The organism is Type-D symbiont of Plautia stali (assembly GCF_001485335.1).
In the GTDB taxonomy this organism is placed as follows: Bacteria; Pseudomonadota; Gammaproteobacteria; order Enterobacterales; family Enterobacteriaceae; genus Pantoea; species Pantoea vagans_C.
Window position 1 is genome coordinate 22597 of sequence record NZ_BBOC01000029.1, and the last position, 18271, is coordinate 40867.

Here is an 18271-nt window from a genome sequence, read left to right on the forward strand (position 1 = left end):
ATAGTGAAATTTTCCGCACTTTTTCTCGCTCTGAGCGGCGCGCTGGTAAGCCATGCGGCACTGGCGGCCAGTGAAGCTTCGGTTAAACAGGGTGAATATCTGGCGAAAGCGGGCGATTGCGCCGCCTGCCACACAGCGGCGGGCGGCCAGCCGTTCGCCGGTGGACTCAAAATGAGCACGCCGATTGGCGCGATTTACTCGACTAACATCACCCCCGATAAAACCCACGGCATTGGTGACTATAGCTACGACGATTTCGTAAAAGCGGTACGTGGCGGCGTGGCGAAAGATGGCAGCTCGCTCTATCCGGCGATGCCGTTCCCGTCCTATGCCAAAATCAGCGACAGCGATATGCACGCTTTGTATGACTACTTTATGCAAGGCGTTAAACCGGTCAACCAGGAGAATCACAAAAGTGATATCCCCTGGCCGCTGAGCATGCGTTGGCCGCTGGCGTTCTGGCGCTGGACCTTTGCCGATGACAGCACCTATGCACCGGTGGCGGGCAAATCGGAACAGTGGCAGCGCGGTGCTTATTTGGTACAGGGGTTGGGTCACTGTGGATCCTGCCACACGCCGCGTGGCATCGGCTTCCAGGAAAAAGCCATGGATGAGAGTGGTAAAGGCTATCTGACCGGCGGCACGCTGGAAGGCTGGCACGCACCGGATCTCACCGCCAGCCCAGCCGCAGGACTTGGCAGCTGGTCACAGCAGGATATCGCCACCTTCCTGAAAACGGGTGCCAATAAACAGGGTGCCGCCTTTGGTTCAATGACCGATGTCATCGCACACAGCACGCAATACCTCAGTGATGAGGATCTGAATGCGATAGCCGTTTATCTGAAGTCACTGCCTGCCGCAGATGCAACCGCGGCTCCGCAGGCCAGCGATGCCACGGCACAAGCGCTGTTCAAAGGGGATGTCAGCCAACCGGGCGCACAGGTGTATGTTGATAACTGTGCTGCCTGTCACCGAACGGATGGCAAAGGCTATGCCAGTACCTTCCCTGCGCTGGCGCACAATCCTGCCTTGCTGAGTGAGGACCCGTCTTCAGTGATCAGTGTGATTCTGAAAGGAGGCCAACGTGCGATTACGCAGCAGGCGCCGACCGGTTTCACCATGCCTGATTTCGCCTGGCGTCTTGATGATCAGCAGGTCGCTGATGTCGCGAACTTCATCCGCAACGGATGGGGCAATAAAGCGGCACCGGTAACGGCTGACCAGGTCAAAAAGATCCGCGCGACACTGCCTCCCGCCAAACAGTAGGCATAAAAAAACGGCCCGCATTGGGCCGTTTCTTGTGCAACGCTGGTCTAAGCATGAACTTAGAAGCTGTAACCTACGCCAGCAATCCAGGTGCCCACGTCTACGCTGCGGATACGGCTCTGCTCGTAACCAACATCCAGAGCAACGTTCTGGATTGGGTTGAACTGCATACCTGCGCCGTAAGAGAAACCAACATCGCTGGAATCAGATTTAGACTGCGCAGCTGCGTCGTTTGCCTGGTATTTGCCGTAGCCGATACCGACAACACCGTAGATGCTTGCCCAGTCGTTCAGACGGTAAGCAGGACCACCGGTGATACCGTAGTACTGGCCTTTGTTGTACACGCCAGCGTCAGTACGGTCTTTCTCGGTGTAGGTGAAAGAACCGATCCAACCCAGTGGGTTAGTACCGTCTTCGTAACGGTATTTCAGGTTGAAGCCGTTTGCTTTGTTAGCAACACCTTGATAATCGCTCTGCGCGTAGCCAGCAGAAACGGTGCTCTGTGCCATGGCTGAACCAGCAGAAACTGCCAGTACGCAAGCCAGTGCTGAAAGACATGCAATTTTTTTCATAACCACCTCAAATGTGAATATACTTCTCTCCTGACAACGCTAAAAATATAACAAAAATCAGCCAGAAACTCTGCCCCGTATTTGTTGTCTAACAGATTGTTTGGTGTAACAGAAAGTTAATGAAGTTTCGTATGTCATTCATTTTACTTATAAAAACCTTCATATTTCTGCAATCTAATTTCGGGTCACAAATAATACCTTTAAGTATATTCCTAAAAAAACCTGACATTTCTTTACTGAAATGGCCCTGAAAGTGGTTACTTTTCATCCCGTCGCGATATTTTATTTCCCTGTTGTGCGCCTCCTTATTTACTCCGAATTCCTTTAAACTGGCATTTTGTTACTTTGTTGTTAATCACTACAGGAATGGATTACAGGATGTCTGCGCCTCTGACCAACCCCAAAATGGCTCCGGTATGGTTTCCGATTGCCGTACTGCTTATCGCTATGCTTTCACTGCAAGGTGGTGCCTCACTTGCCAAATCGTTGTTCCCCACTGTGGGCGCACCCGGCATCACCGCGCTGCGTCTGGGGCTGGGCACCCTGATTCTCTGCGCTATCTTTAAACCCTGGCGCCTGCGTTTTACGCGTGCTCAACGCCAGCCGCTATTAATGTACGGACTGGCGCTGGGGTGCATGAATTACCTCTTCTATTTATCCATCCGCACCGTGCCGCTTGGTGTGGCGGTTGGCCTCGAATTTCTTGGCCCCTTAACCCTGGCACTGGCGGGCGCACGCCGTCCGCTGGATTTTCTCTGGGTGTTGCTGGCGGTGACAGGGTTGTGGTTCTTGCTGCCGATTGGCGATGGCATCAGCCATATCGATCCGCTGGGTGCACTGCTGGCGGTGGGAGCCGGTGCCTGTTGGGCCGTCTATATTCTGGCAGGTCAGCGCGCAGGCGCAGAACATGGCCCGGCTACCGTGGCAATGGGATCGTTGATCGCTTCGATCATCTTTGTGCCGCTCGGCTTAACCTTTGCCGCGCCGGGCATCTGGCACTGGGAAATACTCCCGCTGGCCTTGATCATCGCCCTGCTTTCCAGCGCCATTCCCTACTCTCTGGAGATGATGGCGCTGACGCGACTGCCTGCACGTATCTTTGGCACCCTGATGAGCCTGGAACCGGCGATGGCCGCCCTATCTGGCATGCTCTTCCTCGGTGAACTGCTGACCTTTAAGCAGTGGATCGCTTTACTGGCGATTATTGCCGCTTCGGCGGGTTCGACACTCACCATGAAACAAAAGCGTGCCAAAATAAACGAAGTGGATATAAACAACCCCCAGTAAATAACGTCTTTATTCAGCCTGAAACATTCAGGCTGAATAAATAAGCATTCTCATTCAATTCTTTTCATTCATTACTCTGCATTTGTTATTATTTTGCAACATCACTGAAAGATAATTAACATCACTAGCAAACCATTGTTATAAATGAAATTAAATCAAACACGATTAAATCCCATGCAACACTAAGGTTTATCTATTCCTGTCATCGGTTTAAACAATCCAGCACAACAAAAAACTGCTGCTATACTTATTCCCGTGCTTGATTAGGACAACCATCAATTAGAGGATATTAATGATGAGTACCGCAAAACTGGTTAAAACTAAATCGTCTGATCTCATTTACACCCGTAATGATGTTGCTGATAGCGATAAGAAAGCGACCATCGAGGTGCTCAACCGTCTGGTAGTGGAATATATTGATCTGTCGCTGATCACCAAACAGGCGCACTGGAATATGCGTGGCGCCAACTTTATTGCCGTGCATGAAATGCTGGATGGCTTCCGTACAGCTATTACCGACCATCAGGACACCATTGCCGAGCGTGTGGTGCAGTTAGGTGGCGTGGCGTTGGGTACCACACAAATCGTTAACGATAAGACGCCGTTGAAAAGCTACCCGCTCAATATCCACAGCGTGCAGGATCACCTGAAAGCGTTGGCCGACCGTTACGCGATTGTGGCTAACGATACGCGTAAGGCGATTAGCGAAGTCAGCGATGAAGATACCGCTGATATCTTCACTGCCGCATCGCGCGATCTGGATAAGTTCTTGTGGTTCATCGAATCGAACATTGAATAACGTATGACATCAAAGGCGGGTTATCCCGCCTTTTTTACATTTGTAACATCATGGTGCTTTTTTTGACGCCGTTAACAATTTCTTAATCCTGCCTTTCCCTTGCTATGCCCTTGGTGCACACTGTGCCCGCACCACAACAGCACAATGCACCATATTGGTGACCCAAATAGGTGCAAACTTTTCATCGTATGCAAAATCGCTTCAGCACGGCCCTGCATCCTGCTGATTTCGATTAAAATGAAAAGTTGGCATACTTTTTTCATATGATACGCCGTACAGCAGGCCATCAGGTCTGAAGGGTAATAAGGAAAATAATGATGAAGTCTTTGATTAAAGTCTCCGTGGCCGCGCTGGCGCTGGCCTTCTCGCTTTCTTCCACTGCAGCAGATAAGAAACTGGTTGTCGCCACTGACACCGCATTCGTGCCGTTTGAATTCAAACAAGGCAACGATTACGTCGGCTTCGATATCGACCTGTGGGCCGCTATCGCTAAAGAGCTGAAGCTGGATTACACCCTGAAGCCAATGGACTTCAGCGGTATTATCCCAGCCCTGCAAACCAAAAACGTTGACGTGGCACTGGCCGGTATCACCATCACACCTGAGCGTCAGAAGGCCATCGACTTCTCAGACGGCTACTACAAAAGTGGTCTGCTGGTGATGGTGCGTGAAAATGAAAACAACATTAAAGGTATTGAAGATCTGAACGGCAAAGTGGTTGCAGTGAAGAGCGGTACCGGTTCTGTTGATTACGCGAAAGCACACATCAAATCGAAAGATCTGCGTCAGTTCCCGAACATCGACAACGCCTACATGGAATTAGGCACCAACCGTGCTGATGCCGTGCTACATGACACACCAAACATCCTGTACTTCATCCATACTGCAGGTAAAGGTCGCTTTAAAGCGGTTGGCGAATCAATCGAAGCTCAGCAGTACGGTATCGCCCTGCCGAAGGGCAGTGATGAGCTGCGTAACCAGATCAATGGCGCGTTGAAAACCCTGCGCGACAACGGCACTTACAATACTATTTATAAAAAATGGTTCGGCAGCGAACCAAAATAATTCCGGCTTAAGCCGATTTTTGTAGCAGGGAGCTTATTCTCCCTGCTTTTTATATTTCCACTGCAACTGATTCTGGAGTGACACCATGGAGTTTGACTGGAGCGTCATTTGGCCTGCCCTGCCGATTTTGATCCAAGGCGCCAAAATGACCCTGATAATTTCCGTACTCGGCCTGGTCGGCGGATTGATTATCGGCCTGGTGGCCGGTTTCGCCCGCGCATATGGCGGCTGGGTGACCAACAACCTCGCGTTGGTCTTTATCGAACTGATTCGCGGCACGCCTATCGTGGTGCAGGTGATGTTTATCTACTTCGCGCTGCCGATGGCTTTCCCGGATTTGCGTATCGATCCGTTCACCGCCGCGGTGGTGACCATCATGATTAACTCCGGTGCCTATATCGCGGAAATTACGCGTGGTGCGGTGCTGTCGATCAACAAAGGTTTCCGTGAAGCGGGCCTGGCGCTGGGCTTATCACGTCGTGAAACCCTGCGCTACGTCATCATGCCTTTAGCGCTGCGTCGTATGCTGCCACCGCTGGGCAACCAGTGGATTGTGAGTATCAAAGATACCTCGCTGTTTATCGTGATTGGTGTGGCGGAACTGACCCGTCAGGGCCAGGAGATCATCGCCGGAAACTTCCGCGCGCTGGAGATCTGGAGTGCTGTTGCCATCATCTATCTGGTTATTACGCTGGTGTTGAGCTTTGTGCTGCGCCGTATTGAGAAAAGGGTGAAAATCCTGTGATTGAATTTAAAAACGTCTCTAAAAACTTCGGCCAGACTCAGGTTCTGCACGACATCAATCTGAAGATTAATCAGGGTGAAGTAGTGGTAATTATCGGGCCATCAGGCTCAGGTAAATCTACCCTGCTGCGCTGCATCAACAAGCTGGAAGAGATCACCACCGGTGACCTGATTGTTGATGGTATGAAGGTCAACGATCCTAAAGTCGACGAGCGCCTGATCCGTCAGGAAGCTGGCATGGTGTTCCAGCAGTTCCATCTGTTCCCACAGATGAGTGCGCTGGATAACGTCGCCTTCGGTCCTATTCGCGTTCGCGGTGCCAAGAAAGACGCTGCGCAAAAGCTGGCACGTGAACTGCTGGGCAAAGTAGGCCTGGCTGAGCGTGCACACCACTTCCCGGCTGAGCTGTCCGGTGGACAGCAGCAGCGCGTGGCGATTGCCCGTGCTCTGGCAGTGAAACCGAAGATGATGCTGTTTGATGAACCGACCTCTGCCCTCGATCCCGAACTGCGCCATGAAGTGCTCAAGGTTATGCAGGATCTGGCGGAAGAAGGCATGACCATGGTCATCGTGACGCACGAAGTCGGTTTCGCACAGAAAGTGGCCTCACGTCTGATCTTCATCGATAAAGGCACCATCGCCGAAGATGGCAACCCGGATGAGTTGATTACCAACCCACCGAGCGATCGTCTGCGCGAGTTCCTGCAGCACGTTTCCTGATAACGATGCAGTAAGTAAAAAGCCGCATCAGCTTAGCTGTGCGGCTTTTTTATTATCTTTGGGTGTTGTTAGATAATTTTTCTTTCAGAATCTTCACCTTCCATTGCTGACTATACTTTTTCTCTGGTGCCGCTGAGCGTTGTTCAAGGAGAAAGTCATGTCGTTTGCCCACCCATTATGGCGCTTCGCCATGTGGATGCTGCTCTGTCTGTTCCTCATGCCTGCCGCCAACGCGGTCAATCTGCCGCAGGCGGCCGTTGCGGCTCAACAAACGCAAACACCAACAGCCAGCAACACGGCTAACAGCGAACCCACCATTGAAGATAAAAAAGCCGCCTATGCCGCACTGGCCAATATTCTGGAAAACAATGATTCTCGCCAGGAGCTGATTGATCAGTTGCGCCAGGCTGCCAACAGTAAAGCAGTGGACGAGCAGCCGGTACTGGCACCGCCGCAGGCCGATCAGGAAGATCCCACCGTGCTGGAGAGTGTCACCAACGTGACGCGTGAATATGGCGGCGCAGTGGCCTCACAGTTTGTTCAGTTGCATGACAACATTGTGAATGCGCCGCATAAGGCATTTAACCAACAGACCTTTTTTAATGCGCTGAAGTATTTTGTTGGGCTGGCCGCTGCCGTGTTTGCCTTCTACTGGCTGACTCGGCTGTTGATGTACCCGATTTGGCAACGCATGGGCCGCTGGGGACGTAATCACAATCTTGAACGCAGCAAATGGCTGCATCTGCCTGCCACCATTGCATCTGCGTTTATCCTCGATTTACTGCTTCTGGCATTGACGCTGTTTAAAGGCCAGATCATCAGTGATAACTACCACAACAACAACCGCACCATTGCCTATCAGCAAGGGCTGTTCCTGAATGCGTTTGCCCTGATTGAATTTTTCAAAGCGGTGCTGCGCCTGATTTTCTGCCCCCGCTTCCCTACCCTGCGTTTCTTCCATCTTTCCGATGCACGCGCCGCGTACTGGAATACGCGCCTGAGCTGGTTGAGCGGTATCATTGGCTACGGACTGTTAGTGGTGGTGCCGATCGTCTCCAATCAGGTGAATGTCCAGATAGGCGCGCTGGTGAATGTGCTGATCATGTGCATCATGACTGGTTGGGCACTGTGGTTGATTTTCCGCAACAAACGCAATATCCATGATGAGTTGGCGCGCCTGGCCGATCGCAGCATGAGCTTCTTTGCCCTGTTCATTCGCGCCTTCGGTATGGTGTGGCACTGGCTGGCGAGTGCTTACTTTATTGCGCTGTTCCTGTTCTCTATTTTCAATCCTGGGGACAGCCTGAAGTTTATGATGTCTGCCACGGTGCGCAGTATGGCGATCATTGTCATCGCCGCGCTGATCTCTGGCATGTTGACGCGCTGGATTGGTAAGACACTGACGCTGTCGCCCGACCTGCGGCGCAATTACCCTGAGTTGCAAAAACGGGTGAATGACTGGGTAAAAGCGCTGCTAAAACTGGCTCGCGTCATTACCGTGTTTGCCACTCTGCTACTCCTGCTGAACGCCTGGAATCTGTTCGATCTCACACACTGGCTGGCCTACGGTGCCGGGCAGAAGATGGTTGATGTGCTGATCCGCATCGTGATGATCCTGCTGCTCTCCGCCATTGGCTGGACGTTACTCGCCAGCTTGATTGAGAGCCGCCTGGCCTCAGATTCTCACGGTCGCCCGATGCCCAGTGCGCGTACGCGCACACTGCTGACGCTATTCCGAAACGCGCTGGCCGTGGTGATCAGCACCATCACCATTATGATTTTGCTGTCTGAGGTAGGGGTGAATATTGCCCCGCTGCTGGCGGGAGCCGGTGCGTTGGGGCTGGCGGTGTCATTCGGTTCACAGACGCTGGTGAAGGATATTATCACCGGCATTTTTATCCAGTTTGAGAACGGTATGAATACCGGCGATTTAGTGACGATTGGGCCGATTACCGGCACAGTAGAACGCATGTCCATTCGCTCGGTTGGCGTGCGCCAGGATACCGGTGCCTATCACATCATTCCGTGGTCTTCGATCACCACCTTCGCCAACTTCGTACGCGGCATCGGCTCATTTGTCGCGAATTATGATGTGGACCGCAGTGAGGATACCGAGCGCGTCAACGCCACGCTGCAAGCGGCAGTGAAAGATTTACTGGATAACCCAGATATTCGCGGCATGGTGATCGGCGAACCGAGCTTTTCAGGCTTAGTTGGCTTGACCAATCAGTCTTTTACCGTGCGCGTGTCGTTTACCACCCAACCGTTGAAACAGTGGACAGTGCGGTTTGCGCTGGATGATAAAGTGAAGAAGCATTTTGATGCGGCGGGGATCAGAGCGCCGCATCAAACGGTAGAGGTGATGCAAACCGGCAGTGATATGGCCTCTGCTGCCAGTGTGCCTGCGCTGCCGCCACCGATGTAGCAACGGACGTTATTTGGCGAGCTGAACTCCCCAACACCCCGTTGCCGCTCGACTAACCGTGGCGTGCAATGCGTTTCGCGCGCGCCGCTGGCGGCAGGAAGGTCCAGGCAATAAAGCGACTCTGTTTCTGCCCTTGCGCCATCTCGATGATACGTACTTCGTACGCATCCAGATCGCGGAGTTGGTCGCGCAGCGCTGGCAGGTTCTCTTTGCGCGAAACCAGTGAGGTGAACCAGACAATGTGGTCAGCGAAGGCGACACTTTCATCGATCATCTGGCCGACGAATTGACGTTCGCCCCCTTCACACCACAACTCGTTATGCTGGCCACCAAAGTTGAGCGGCGCGTTTTTCCCTAAGCCAAGGTTGCGCGTTTTACGCTGACCAACCATCGCCGCTTCCTGCGCCGAGGCGTGGAAAGGGGGATTACACAGCACCGCGTGATAGCGTTCGTTTTTATGTACCACTCCAGCAAAAATTGCCGAGGCATTTTTCTGGCGGCGCAGACGCACACCGCGCTGCAGACCCGGGTTACTCGCGACAATCTGGTTGGCGGCGGTAATTGCTTCGGCGGTGATGTCAGTACCGGTAAAACGCCAACCGTACTCGGCGTGACCAATCAACGGATAGATCAGGTTGGCACCGCAACCGATATCCATGATATCTAAATCGCGCGGAATTTTGCCGCCATTGTCGCCTGCCAGCAGGTCGGCTAAGGCGTGAATATAGTCAGCACGACCCGGCACCGGCGGGGTGAGATAGCCTTCCGGCAACTGCCAGTTGAGGTTGTAGAACAGCTTAATAAGCGCCTGGTTCAGCAGCATAACCGCTTCAGGATCGGCAAAATCCACCGACAGATCGCCATAGCCGTTGGGACGCACTTTTACCGCCAGCGGCGGATGGGCTGCGGTCAGAGCGGCAAAATCATAACGGCCCTGATGGCGATTACGTGGATGGAATGGCGAGGTAGCGGCTGGCTTGTTCATAGTTTCTCCGGAAAGTAGCGCGGGCGTAAGATACGCTGGATGGCGGCATCGCACAATCCGCCTACAAGATTTTCTGCATTGAATTTAAACCTACTATCCCAAAACTGAGTCCAAAAGAATTCGTGCTACAGCAAGGCGGCAAGTGTGAGTATCCCAGGCGCTTACAGCTGTCAGTGACTGGAGTGCGCACGCGCAGCCAACGCCGCTGCCGTACGAAGTATGAAGGACGAATCAGGAGCGCTAATGCGGCAACGTTACACTTATCAACCACGAAGCGGGCATGGCTTGCCGCACGACCCTTTGAACGCCATTGTCGGACCGCGCCCTATTGGTTGGGTCAGTTCCCTCAGCGCAAGCGGCCAACGCAATCTGGCCCCTTACAGCTTCTTTAACTGCTTTAACTATCATCCACCTATCATCGGTTTCGCCAGCAGCGGCTGGAAAGACAGCGTACGCAATATCAGTGAGAGCAAAGAGTTTGTCTGGAATCTGGCGACGCGCCCGCTGGCAGAAGCGATGAACGAGAGTTCCGCGTCCGTCCCACCTGAACAGGATGAGTTTGCGCTGGCAGGATTGACGCCCCTCGCCGCCTCACATGTGAATGTCAGTATGGTGGCTGAGAGCCCGGTGAATTTTGAGTGCCGCTTAACCCAGCTGATTCGTCTGCAAGATGTGCAGGGAACCGAGTTGGAGAGTTGGTTGGTATTGGGCGAAGTGGTGGCGATTCACATTGATGAGTCACTGTTGGAGAACGGTATTTACCAGACGGCTAAGGCGCAACCGATTCTGCGTGCCGGTGGCCCCTCGGCTTATTACGGCATCAGTGAAGATCTGCGCTTTGATTTAGTCCGGCCAGATGCCCGCCGGGGATAAATCCATTGAATAAGTATGCCGGTGCGCATCAATGCGCACCCTACGAATACTCCACAAGATGTTCGTAGGGTTGCCATTCATGGCGACCTAAGCACGCGCAACTGCCAGCCTTTCGCGATAAATCCCGCCCGCCAAACATGATGTATTTATTGTTTCTTCATCACATCAACCGCCTTTGCGATCTCGGGTGCCAGCCAGCGATCTTCCTGCCAGTTCGCCACCACGGCACGTAAGCGATGTAATGCCTGCCTGGTGCCCTGCGCGAGTACCTCCTCACCGTGGAAGTCCAGCGCCTGCGCAGCAAGCAGGTATTCGATCGCCAGAATCTGCCAGACGTTACCCACCAGCTTCAGCAGCTTGAGCGCCGCGCCGGTGCCAAGGCTGAGATGATCCTCCTGCAAACCTGAGGTCACGTAATTATCCAGTACTGCTGGTTGCGCCAGCTGACGGTTTTCCGCACACAGCGAGGCCGCCACATACTGCGCAATCATCATGCCGGAGTTCACCCCCGGTTGCGCCACCAGGAATGCGGGCAGACCACTGACCAACGGATTCACCAGTCGGTCCAATCGCCGCTCGGCAATGCTTCCCACTTCCGCCATGGCGATGGCTAACAGATCTGCCGCCATCGCCACCGATTCACCGTGTGGGTTCGCCTGGGACACCACGCGCCAGTTATCCACCGTGCCCAGCACCAGCGGATTATCGGTGCAGGCATTTAATTCGGTATTCACCTGACGCGCGGCATGATCGAACTGATCGCGGCTGGCACCGTGCACCTGCGGCATCGAGCGCAGGCTCAGTGCATCTTGAGTGCGCACCCCGACACTCTTTGCCAGCAATGGGCTGTCGCTTAACAACAGGCGTAACCGCTGGCCGCTCACCTGCATTCCAGGGCTGGCTTTTAAGGCTATGACTTCGGCATCAAATGCCACCAACTGCCCACGCAGCGCCTCAAAGCTCATGGCGCCAGTGACGTCGGCCCAATCCAGCAAGCGGGCGGCGTCGTCCAGTGCCAGGCAGGATAAACCGGTCATGCAAGGTGTGCCGTTGACCAGGCTCAAGCCCTCTTTCGCGCCCGGTCGATAAGCTGTGAGTCCTACCTGAGCCAGCGCTTGTTCAGCGGGTATGATCTGATGCTGATACTCAACGTCGCCCACACCAATTAACGCTAGCCCGATGTGTGCCATATGGCTGAGATACCCCACCGATCCCTGAGAGGGCACCCGTGGCGTAATCTGGTTGTTCAGTAACGCCAGCAGATGCTGCACCAACGCCACAGACACACCCGATTTACCATGGCTGTAGTTGGCAATCGCGGCACAGAGAATGGCACGCACCTGTTCGCGCGCCAGTAGCGGCCCGACACCACAAGCGTGGCTCAACAGTGTGTTGCGTGAAAGCTGGCTGAGTTGCGCTTCCGGCAAGGTGATATTGCACAGCGCGCCCAAACCGGTGTTGATGCCATAAGCAATGTGACCGCTGGCCACGATCTGTTCGACTATCTCGCGCCCCTGCGCAATGCGCTGCCAGGCACTGGCACTCAAGGTCAGTTCCGCGTCATGTCGAGCGACCTGCACCAGTTCCTGCCATGTCAACGGCGCGTCGCCCCATACGATGGTCATGCGGTTTGCTCCGTGTGGTGGCTTTGATGGCTAGAGATAAACTGCTTAAAGCGCTGCGATCCTTGTTCGCCAAACATCTCTTGCGGTGTGCCCTGGCAATCAATGGTGCCCTGGTGCATAAACACCACACGATTGGAGACGTTGCGCGCAAACCCCATCTCGTGCGTCACCACCAGCATAGTGCGGCCCTCTTCTGCCAGACTGCGCATCACTTTCAGCACTTCGCCCACCAGCTCCGGGTCCAGCGCCGAGGTCGGTTCATCAAACAGCATCACTTCCGGATCCATCGCCAGGGCGCGAGCAATCGCCACACGCTGTTGCTGCCCACCAGAGAGTTGTGCCGGATAGAAGTCTTTACGATTGAGTAAGCCAACACGGTCCAGCAACTGTTCCGCCTGGGCGATGCAGCTTTTTTTATCGCGCTTGAGTACATAGTGCGGCCCTTCAATGACGTTTTGCAGCACGGTCATATGTGACCACAGGTTAAAACTCTGGAACACCATGCCCAGGCGTGAGCGTAGGCGCTCAATCTGCTTCGGATTCGCCGCCAGTTGATGGCCACGCGCATGGCGCTTCATTTCAATGGTTTCGCCACCGACGCTGACGACACCCGCATCCGGCGTTTCCAGCAAATTGATGCAGCGCAGCAAGGTACTTTTGCCGGAACCACTGGCACCAAGAATCGAGATGACATCGCCTTGGTGCGCCTGCAGCGAAATGCCTTTTAATACTTCCATCGCGCCAAAGGATTTGTGGATATCTGTGGCGGTTAAGGTAACAGGTGATGTGGATTGCATCTTACTCTCCGGCAAGCGGTTTAACGGCGGGTAACGGCTTTTTTTCAACGCGATGCACCGGGGTTAAACGGCGTTCTAATAACGCGTAAAGCTGGACGATAATGAAATTGAGGATCAGGTAAATCGCCGCAGCACAGACAAACACTTCCATGGTGCGATAGGTGCGTTGAATGATCTGTTGCGCCACGCCCGTGACATCCCAGACGGTCACCAGGCTGGCCAGTGCGGTGGATTTCACCAACAGAATGGCTTCGGTGGAATACGCTGGCAGTGCGTAGCGCAGCATGATCGGCGCGATAATGCGGCGCAGAAGCAACCAGCGCGACATGCCGCAGGCTAACCCGGCTTCGACTTGCCCCGGTGGCACCGCCAGCAATGCGCCGCGCAAGATTTCAGCGGTGTAAGCCGCCGTACACAGCGACAATGCCAGCACTGCACAGATAAAGGGTTCGCGCAGGAAAGGCCAGACAAAGCTATGACGGATGACACCAAACTGACCCAGTCCGTAGTAGATCAAAAACAGCTGGATCAGCAGCGGGGAGCCGCGGAACACCAGGATATAACCGCGAGCAAAGCCGCTCAGCACACGCCAGCGGCTCATGCGCAGCGTCAAAATGCCCAGCGCCAGGATGCCGCCGCACAGGAAGGCACTGATAAACAGGCCCAGCGTCACCGGCAGCGCGGCGCTGAGTTTGAGGAAGGTATCCGTGAGAAAGGCGAAGTCGATCATGCTGCTGCTCCTTAATGCTGTGCCGCAGTGCGACTTTGCCAGGCGCGCCCCAGGCGTAACTCCGCCCGACGAAACGCATGATTAGACAGCAGTGTCAGCACCAGATAGCAGGCACCGCCAATCAGATAGAAGGTGAAGTAATCACGCGTGGACCCCGCTGCGACCTGGCTGGCACGCATCAGTTCGACAATGCCGGTCACCGACACCAGCGCCGAGTCTTTTAAGCTCATCTGCCAGACATTCGACATGCCCGGCAGCGCATAGCGCACTATCTGGGGTAACAGAATGCGCTGTGCGATGCGCCAGCGTGGCATCCCTATCGCCATCGCCGCTTCGATTTCGCCTTTAGCCAGCGCCAGACGCGCCGCGCGATACACTTCACCTTGATAAGATCCAGAGATGAGCCCAATCGCCAGCGCGCCAATCAGGAAGGGTGGCGCTTCGATGAAGCCGTCAGCGCCGAACATCTGCCCCACCAGCGTGATCAGGCCCGAACCACCAAAATAGAACAGGTAGATCACCAGCAGTTCTGGGATGCCGCGAAACACCGTCGAATAGGCTTCACCCAACCAGCGCAGCCAGCGCTGCGGCGACAGCTTGGCTGCCGCAACGCCCGAACCGACTACGGCACCAATCACCAGCGCGGACAACGACAGCAGCAGTGTGGTGAAGGCGGCCCCCAGGATCAGGCGACCCCAACCATCAGCACCAAAACTCAGCAGGCTCATCATCTTTCACCTCACTTACGGCGTTACGTCAGTTTTAAACCACTTTTCACTCAGCTTTTTCACGGTGCCATCCGCCAGCGCGGCTTTGATTGCCTCGTCGAGTTTGGCTTTCAGATCGTTATCCGCCATGCGTACGCCCATGGCTTCACCTTCTCCCCAGATTGGGCCACCCAGTTGCGGGCCGCTGAAGGTCAGGTTGCTGTTCTCCTTGCGTGCCAGCATAGACTGAGCAAAGGTGACGTCGTCGAATACCGCATCAATACGGCCTGCCTGGAGATCGAGGATGGCATCGGCCGACGAGGTGTACTCACGCACGTCTGCGACATCTTTGAAGTATTTATCAATGAAGGGGGTGTAAACCGTGCCAGAGGCGATACCGATGGTTTTGCCCTTAACTGCCGCTTTCAGCGGGGCAATCGCAGCGTTGATTTCTTTTTCGTCGTCATGCAGTTTGATGATGTTTTTATCCGCTGGCAGCAGTGGGCTGTCTTTGGTAGTGATGAAGGTGGCTGGCGTGGACGCATAGGGCACGGTGAAATTCACCACTTTTTTACGGTCTGGCGTGATGACAATCGCGTCCATAATCACGTCATATTTTCCGGCGTTAAGCCCGGCGATCATGCCATCCCAGTTTTGCACCACCAGTTTGCACTGGATGCCCATGCGTTTACACAGGTCTTCCATCAGTTCAGGTTCAAAGCCGCCTAACTTGCCGCCCGGCAGCGTCAGGTTCCAGGGTTCATAACTGCCTTCAGTGGCGATAGTGATGGATTTCCACTCTTTCGCCTGCACAGCAACACCGCTGATCAGCAGGCTGGCAAACAGGGTCGTGAGGCAAAAACGGCGAATTGGGGCGCGGTGCGTCATGCGGCTTCTCCTGGTCATTTATCGAATTGGCTGTCTCTGTTAGCTGATACAGCGCAGATGACATTTCATGTATATACAAGTTAGCGTGCGGCAGATCATTGTCGGCATGAGCTTTTTGTGAGCCAGCCAGAATAAAATTTGATATCAACCACGTGGTCTTTACTTGTACATACAACCTAGCAAGTGATGTGCCAGGTCGGCAGAAGCGGTTAAATCAGGGAAATGTCACGGAGGGGTTGTAACGTCGCACCATTTAGGGGCGTACAATGCACAATGTTGGGGATAGGGTTGTATGAGTGCGCATCCTCCGACATATAAGGGGCACTATTTAGTGCGCAATTTATGTCAGAGAAGGACTCAGGCAGCTTATTGATAAGTGGCCTGTCTTTTCCGAGCGGGCTCTGCCGCCACTACTGCCCCCACAGGGCCGTCCTCGCGCCGCTAAAGCGGTACCTTCGACTTCCACGTCGTGCCGGACGGACCGGGCAGGCATTCCGCAGCGCTGAGCTGAGCGAGTATGCCAGGAGAGCCCGCAGGACGCGGGCGAAAGGTGGCGCTGGAACATGGATGTTCCATCGGCACCGGTCCGTAAGGCAGACGAGTGAAGTGAAGGTACCGCGTAGCGGCGCGAGGACCGCCAGCCCCGGTGCGACCCCAGACGGCGTTATCATCAGTCGTTTAACTGACAAGCATTGCGCCATTAATGGGGACCGCCATCACTCAAACCGGTTTTCCGGCCTCAAGAAATGCCTTTATCAACGGTTTCAACACCTTCTGCAACTGCGCAGCGCGCGCCTGTTGCCAGGCGAAAGGTGGCGTCTCGTCCATATAATTTAGCTGCGCCAGCTCCAACTGCACCGCTTGCACGCCCTGCTTCGGCTGACCATAGACACGAGTGATATAGCCACCTTTAAAGCGGCCATTCACCACCCAGCTGTAATCGCTTTGCGCGGCGCAGACGTTCTGAATCGCTTCAATCACCGCCGTGGAGCAACTCGCGCCCTCGTTGGTTCCGATGTTGATGTCAGGCAGTTGGCCGTCAAACAGACGCGGGATCACTGAGGCGATGGAGTGGGCATCGAACAACAGCGCATAACCATGTTCGGCTTTCAGCCGCGCCAGCTCTTGCTGAATCTGCTGGTGATAAGGCTGCCAGATGTTATCAAGATAGCCCTGACGTGCACTGGCACTCGGGGTTTTACCCTCGGCAAAGGTCAGGGTTCCGTCAAACAAGGTCTCAGGATAAAGCCCGGTGGTGGCAGTGGTGTAAAGCGGCTGGTTATCCGCTGGGCGATTAAGATCGATAACAAAGCGCGAGTAGTGGCCAATCAGCACGCTGGCACCCAGATCGCGCACAAAATCATACAGCAACGGAATATGCCAGTCGGTATCCGGTAGACCGCGTGCCGCCTCGCTCAAGCCAGCGTCCACTTCCGGGGTTAATTGAGTGCCCGCATGTGGAATACTGACCAGCAGCGGCAGCTTACCTGCTGTGAAATGAAAAGGGGTCATTGCGCTTCTCCACGATAAATAACCTGACACGGCAGTTCGCCGCCCAGCCAGTAAACCAGTTCAGCTGGACGAGCCAGCGGCCAGTGCACAAAATTCGCCACCTTGCCCGGCTCCAGCGAGCCGTGCGTGTGTTGTAATCCCAGCGCCTTTGCTCCCCATAAGGTCACACCTGCCAACGCTTCCTCCGGGGTCAGGCCAAACAATGTGCAGCCCATGTTCAACATCAAACGCAGTGAAAGCGCGGGAGAGGTGCCGGGGTTAGCATCGCTGGCCAGCGCCATCGGCACGCCATGTTTGCGGAACAGTTCCACCGGCGGGCGTTGCGTTTCACGCAGCAGATAAAAAGCGCCCGGCAGCAATACCGCCACCGTGCCATACTGCGCCATCGCTTTAGCATCGTCTTCGGTAGCATACTCAAGATGATCGGCTGACAGCGCACCGTACTGCGCCGCAAGCGTGGCACCGCCAAGCTCAGAGAGCTGCTCGGCGTGCAGTTTCACCGGCAGATCCAGCGCTTTAGCGGCATCAAACACCGCGCGGACCTGTTCAGGGGAAAACGCCAGATGTTCGCAGAAGGCATCGACCGCATCCGCCAGCCCCTCGGCCTTGACCTGCGGCAGCAGGGTATTGCAGATGATATCGATCCAGCCCTGCGGATTCTGTTTAAACTCCGGCGGAAAACCGTGGGCCGCCAGGCAGGTAGCGAGCACGTCAGCAGGCACCGTTTCTGCCAGCTCGCGAATGGCGCGCAGCATCGTCAATTCACTGGTTTCATCGAGGCCATAACCGGATTTAATCTCAACGGTGGTGACCCCTTCAGCCAGCAAACGATCGAGCCGCCAGCGCGCTGACGCCACCAGTTCCGCCTGCGTGGCTGCGCGTGTAGCACGCACCGTCGAGAGGATACCGCCACCCTGCGCGGCGATCTCGGCATAGCTGACGCCATTCAGACGCTGTTCAAACTCCTGGCTGCGATCGCCGCCAAACACCAAATGGGTATGGCAATCCACCAGCCCAGGCGTGACGATGCCGCCATCAAACTCATGCTGCTCACGTGGCGTAAAATCCGGTAACGCGCTGCGCGGCCCCACCCAAATCAGTTCACCGTTATCCACTGCCACGGCGCCGTCGGCAATCAGGTTATAGTGACCATCTCGCATCGTCACGATATCGGCCCCCAGCCACAGGCTGTCGATCTGCTTCGTTTCTGCCATCCCACTCCCCTTCACGTCTGACGATTTACACTGCGCATTAAAGTATGTATATGTATATACAAC

At 54.7% G+C, this 18271-nt stretch carries 17 protein-coding genes; 8 read left to right on the top strand and 9 right to left on the bottom strand.

Annotated elements, in window-relative coordinates:
* Nucleotides 1-1266, top strand: coding sequence for a c-type cytochrome (locus tag PSSD_RS11255; RefSeq protein WP_439654597.1), 1266 nt, complete (start codon nt 1-3; stop codon nt 1264-1266).
* 59 nt (nt 1267-1325) lie between these two features.
* On the opposite strand, the gene ompX is transcribed toward PSSD_RS11255, so the two are convergent.
* Nucleotides 1326-1838, bottom strand: coding sequence for an outer membrane protein OmpX (ompX, locus tag PSSD_RS11260; protein WP_058972298.1), 513 nt, complete (start codon nt 1836-1838; stop codon nt 1326-1328).
* 378 nt (nt 1839-2216) lie between these two features.
* Between ompX and rhtA the strand changes: the two genes are divergently transcribed.
* From rhtA to ybiO, 6 genes are all read left to right on the top strand, one after another.
* Nucleotides 2217-3125: a threonine/homoserine exporter RhtA gene (gene rhtA, locus PSSD_RS11270; protein WP_058972300.1), complete on the top strand. Its 909-nt coding sequence runs from the start codon at nt 2217-2219 to the stop codon at nt 3123-3125.
* A 295-nt stretch (nt 3126-3420) separates the two neighbouring features.
* Entirely contained in the window at nt 3421-3924 is a 504-nt protein-coding gene (gene dps / locus PSSD_RS11275; RefSeq protein ID WP_058972301.1) for a DNA starvation/stationary phase protection protein Dps, read from the top strand.
* Between the two features lie 317 nt (nt 3925-4241).
* Nucleotides 4242-4988, top strand: a complete 747-nt coding sequence (gene glnH, locus PSSD_RS11280) for a glutamine ABC transporter substrate-binding protein GlnH (RefSeq protein WP_058972302.1) — start codon at nt 4242-4244, stop codon at nt 4986-4988.
* Between the two features lie 85 nt (nt 4989-5073).
* Complete coding sequence (glnP, locus tag PSSD_RS11285) at nt 5074-5733, top strand: glutamine ABC transporter permease GlnP (protein ID WP_039336041.1); 660 nt, start codon at nt 5074-5076, stop codon at nt 5731-5733.
* Entirely contained in the window at nt 5730-6452 is a 723-nt protein-coding gene (glnQ, locus tag PSSD_RS11290; RefSeq protein WP_039336039.1) for a glutamine ABC transporter ATP-binding protein GlnQ, read from the top strand. Before glnP ends, glnQ begins: the two co-directional genes overlap by 4 nt.
* A 190-nt stretch (nt 6453-6642) precedes the next feature.
* Nucleotides 6643-8877, top strand: a complete 2235-nt coding sequence (ybiO, locus tag PSSD_RS11295) for a mechanosensitive channel protein (protein WP_439654598.1) — start codon at nt 6643-6645, stop codon at nt 8875-8877.
* Nucleotides 8878-8929: 52 nt separating this feature from the next.
* On the opposite strand, the gene rlmF is transcribed toward ybiO, so the two are convergent.
* Nucleotides 8930-9862 (bottom strand): 23S rRNA (adenine(1618)-N(6))-methyltransferase RlmF, encoded by a 933-nt coding sequence (gene rlmF, locus PSSD_RS11300; RefSeq protein ID WP_058972304.1) that lies wholly within the window; start codon nt 9860-9862, stop codon nt 8930-8932.
* Between the two features lie 243 nt (nt 9863-10105).
* On the opposite strand from rlmF, the gene PSSD_RS11305 reads away from it, so the two are divergent.
* A complete protein-coding gene (locus PSSD_RS11305; protein WP_039336034.1) occupies nt 10106-10735 on the top strand; it encodes a flavin reductase family protein in 630 nt (209 codons plus the stop codon).
* 146 nt (nt 10736-10881) lie between these two features.
* Here PSSD_RS11305 and PSSD_RS11310 read toward each other — a convergent pair whose 3' ends face one another.
* The 7 genes from PSSD_RS11310 to hutI all read right to left on the bottom strand — a co-directional run bounded on the left by PSSD_RS11310 (nt 10882) and on the right by hutI (nt 18208).
* Nucleotides 10882-12360 (bottom strand): HAL/PAL/TAL family ammonia-lyase, encoded by a 1479-nt coding sequence (locus PSSD_RS11310; protein ID WP_058972305.1) that lies wholly within the window; start codon nt 12358-12360, stop codon nt 10882-10884.
* Entirely contained in the window at nt 12357-13157 is an 801-nt protein-coding gene (locus tag PSSD_RS11315; protein WP_058972306.1) for an ABC transporter ATP-binding protein, read from the bottom strand. Before PSSD_RS11315 ends, PSSD_RS11310 begins: the two co-directional genes overlap by 4 nt.
* 1 nt (nt 13158) lies before the next feature.
* Nucleotides 13159-13887 carry an ABC transporter permease gene (locus tag PSSD_RS11320; protein ID WP_058972307.1) on the bottom strand — a complete coding sequence of 243 codons (729 nt, stop codon included), beginning with the start codon at nt 13885-13887 and terminating at the stop codon, nt 13159-13161.
* A gap of 11 nt (nt 13888-13898) precedes the next feature.
* Entirely contained in the window at nt 13899-14618 is a 720-nt protein-coding gene (locus PSSD_RS11325) for an ABC transporter permease (RefSeq protein ID WP_039336715.1), read from the bottom strand.
* A gap of 12 nt (nt 14619-14630) precedes the next feature.
* On the bottom strand, nt 14631-15482 hold the full coding sequence (locus PSSD_RS11330) for a transporter substrate-binding domain-containing protein (RefSeq protein WP_039336717.1): 852 nt from the start codon (nt 15480-15482) through the stop codon (nt 14631-14633).
* Between the two features lie 720 nt (nt 15483-16202).
* Nucleotides 16203-16994, bottom strand: coding sequence for an N-formylglutamate deformylase (hutG, locus tag PSSD_RS11335; protein ID WP_058972308.1), 792 nt, complete (start codon nt 16992-16994; stop codon nt 16203-16205).
* Nucleotides 16991-18208, bottom strand: a complete 1218-nt coding sequence (gene hutI, locus PSSD_RS11340) for an imidazolonepropionase (RefSeq protein WP_058972309.1) — start codon at nt 18206-18208, stop codon at nt 16991-16993. Before hutI ends, hutG begins: the two co-directional genes overlap by 4 nt.
* Between the last annotated feature and the right edge of the window lie 63 nt (nt 18209-18271).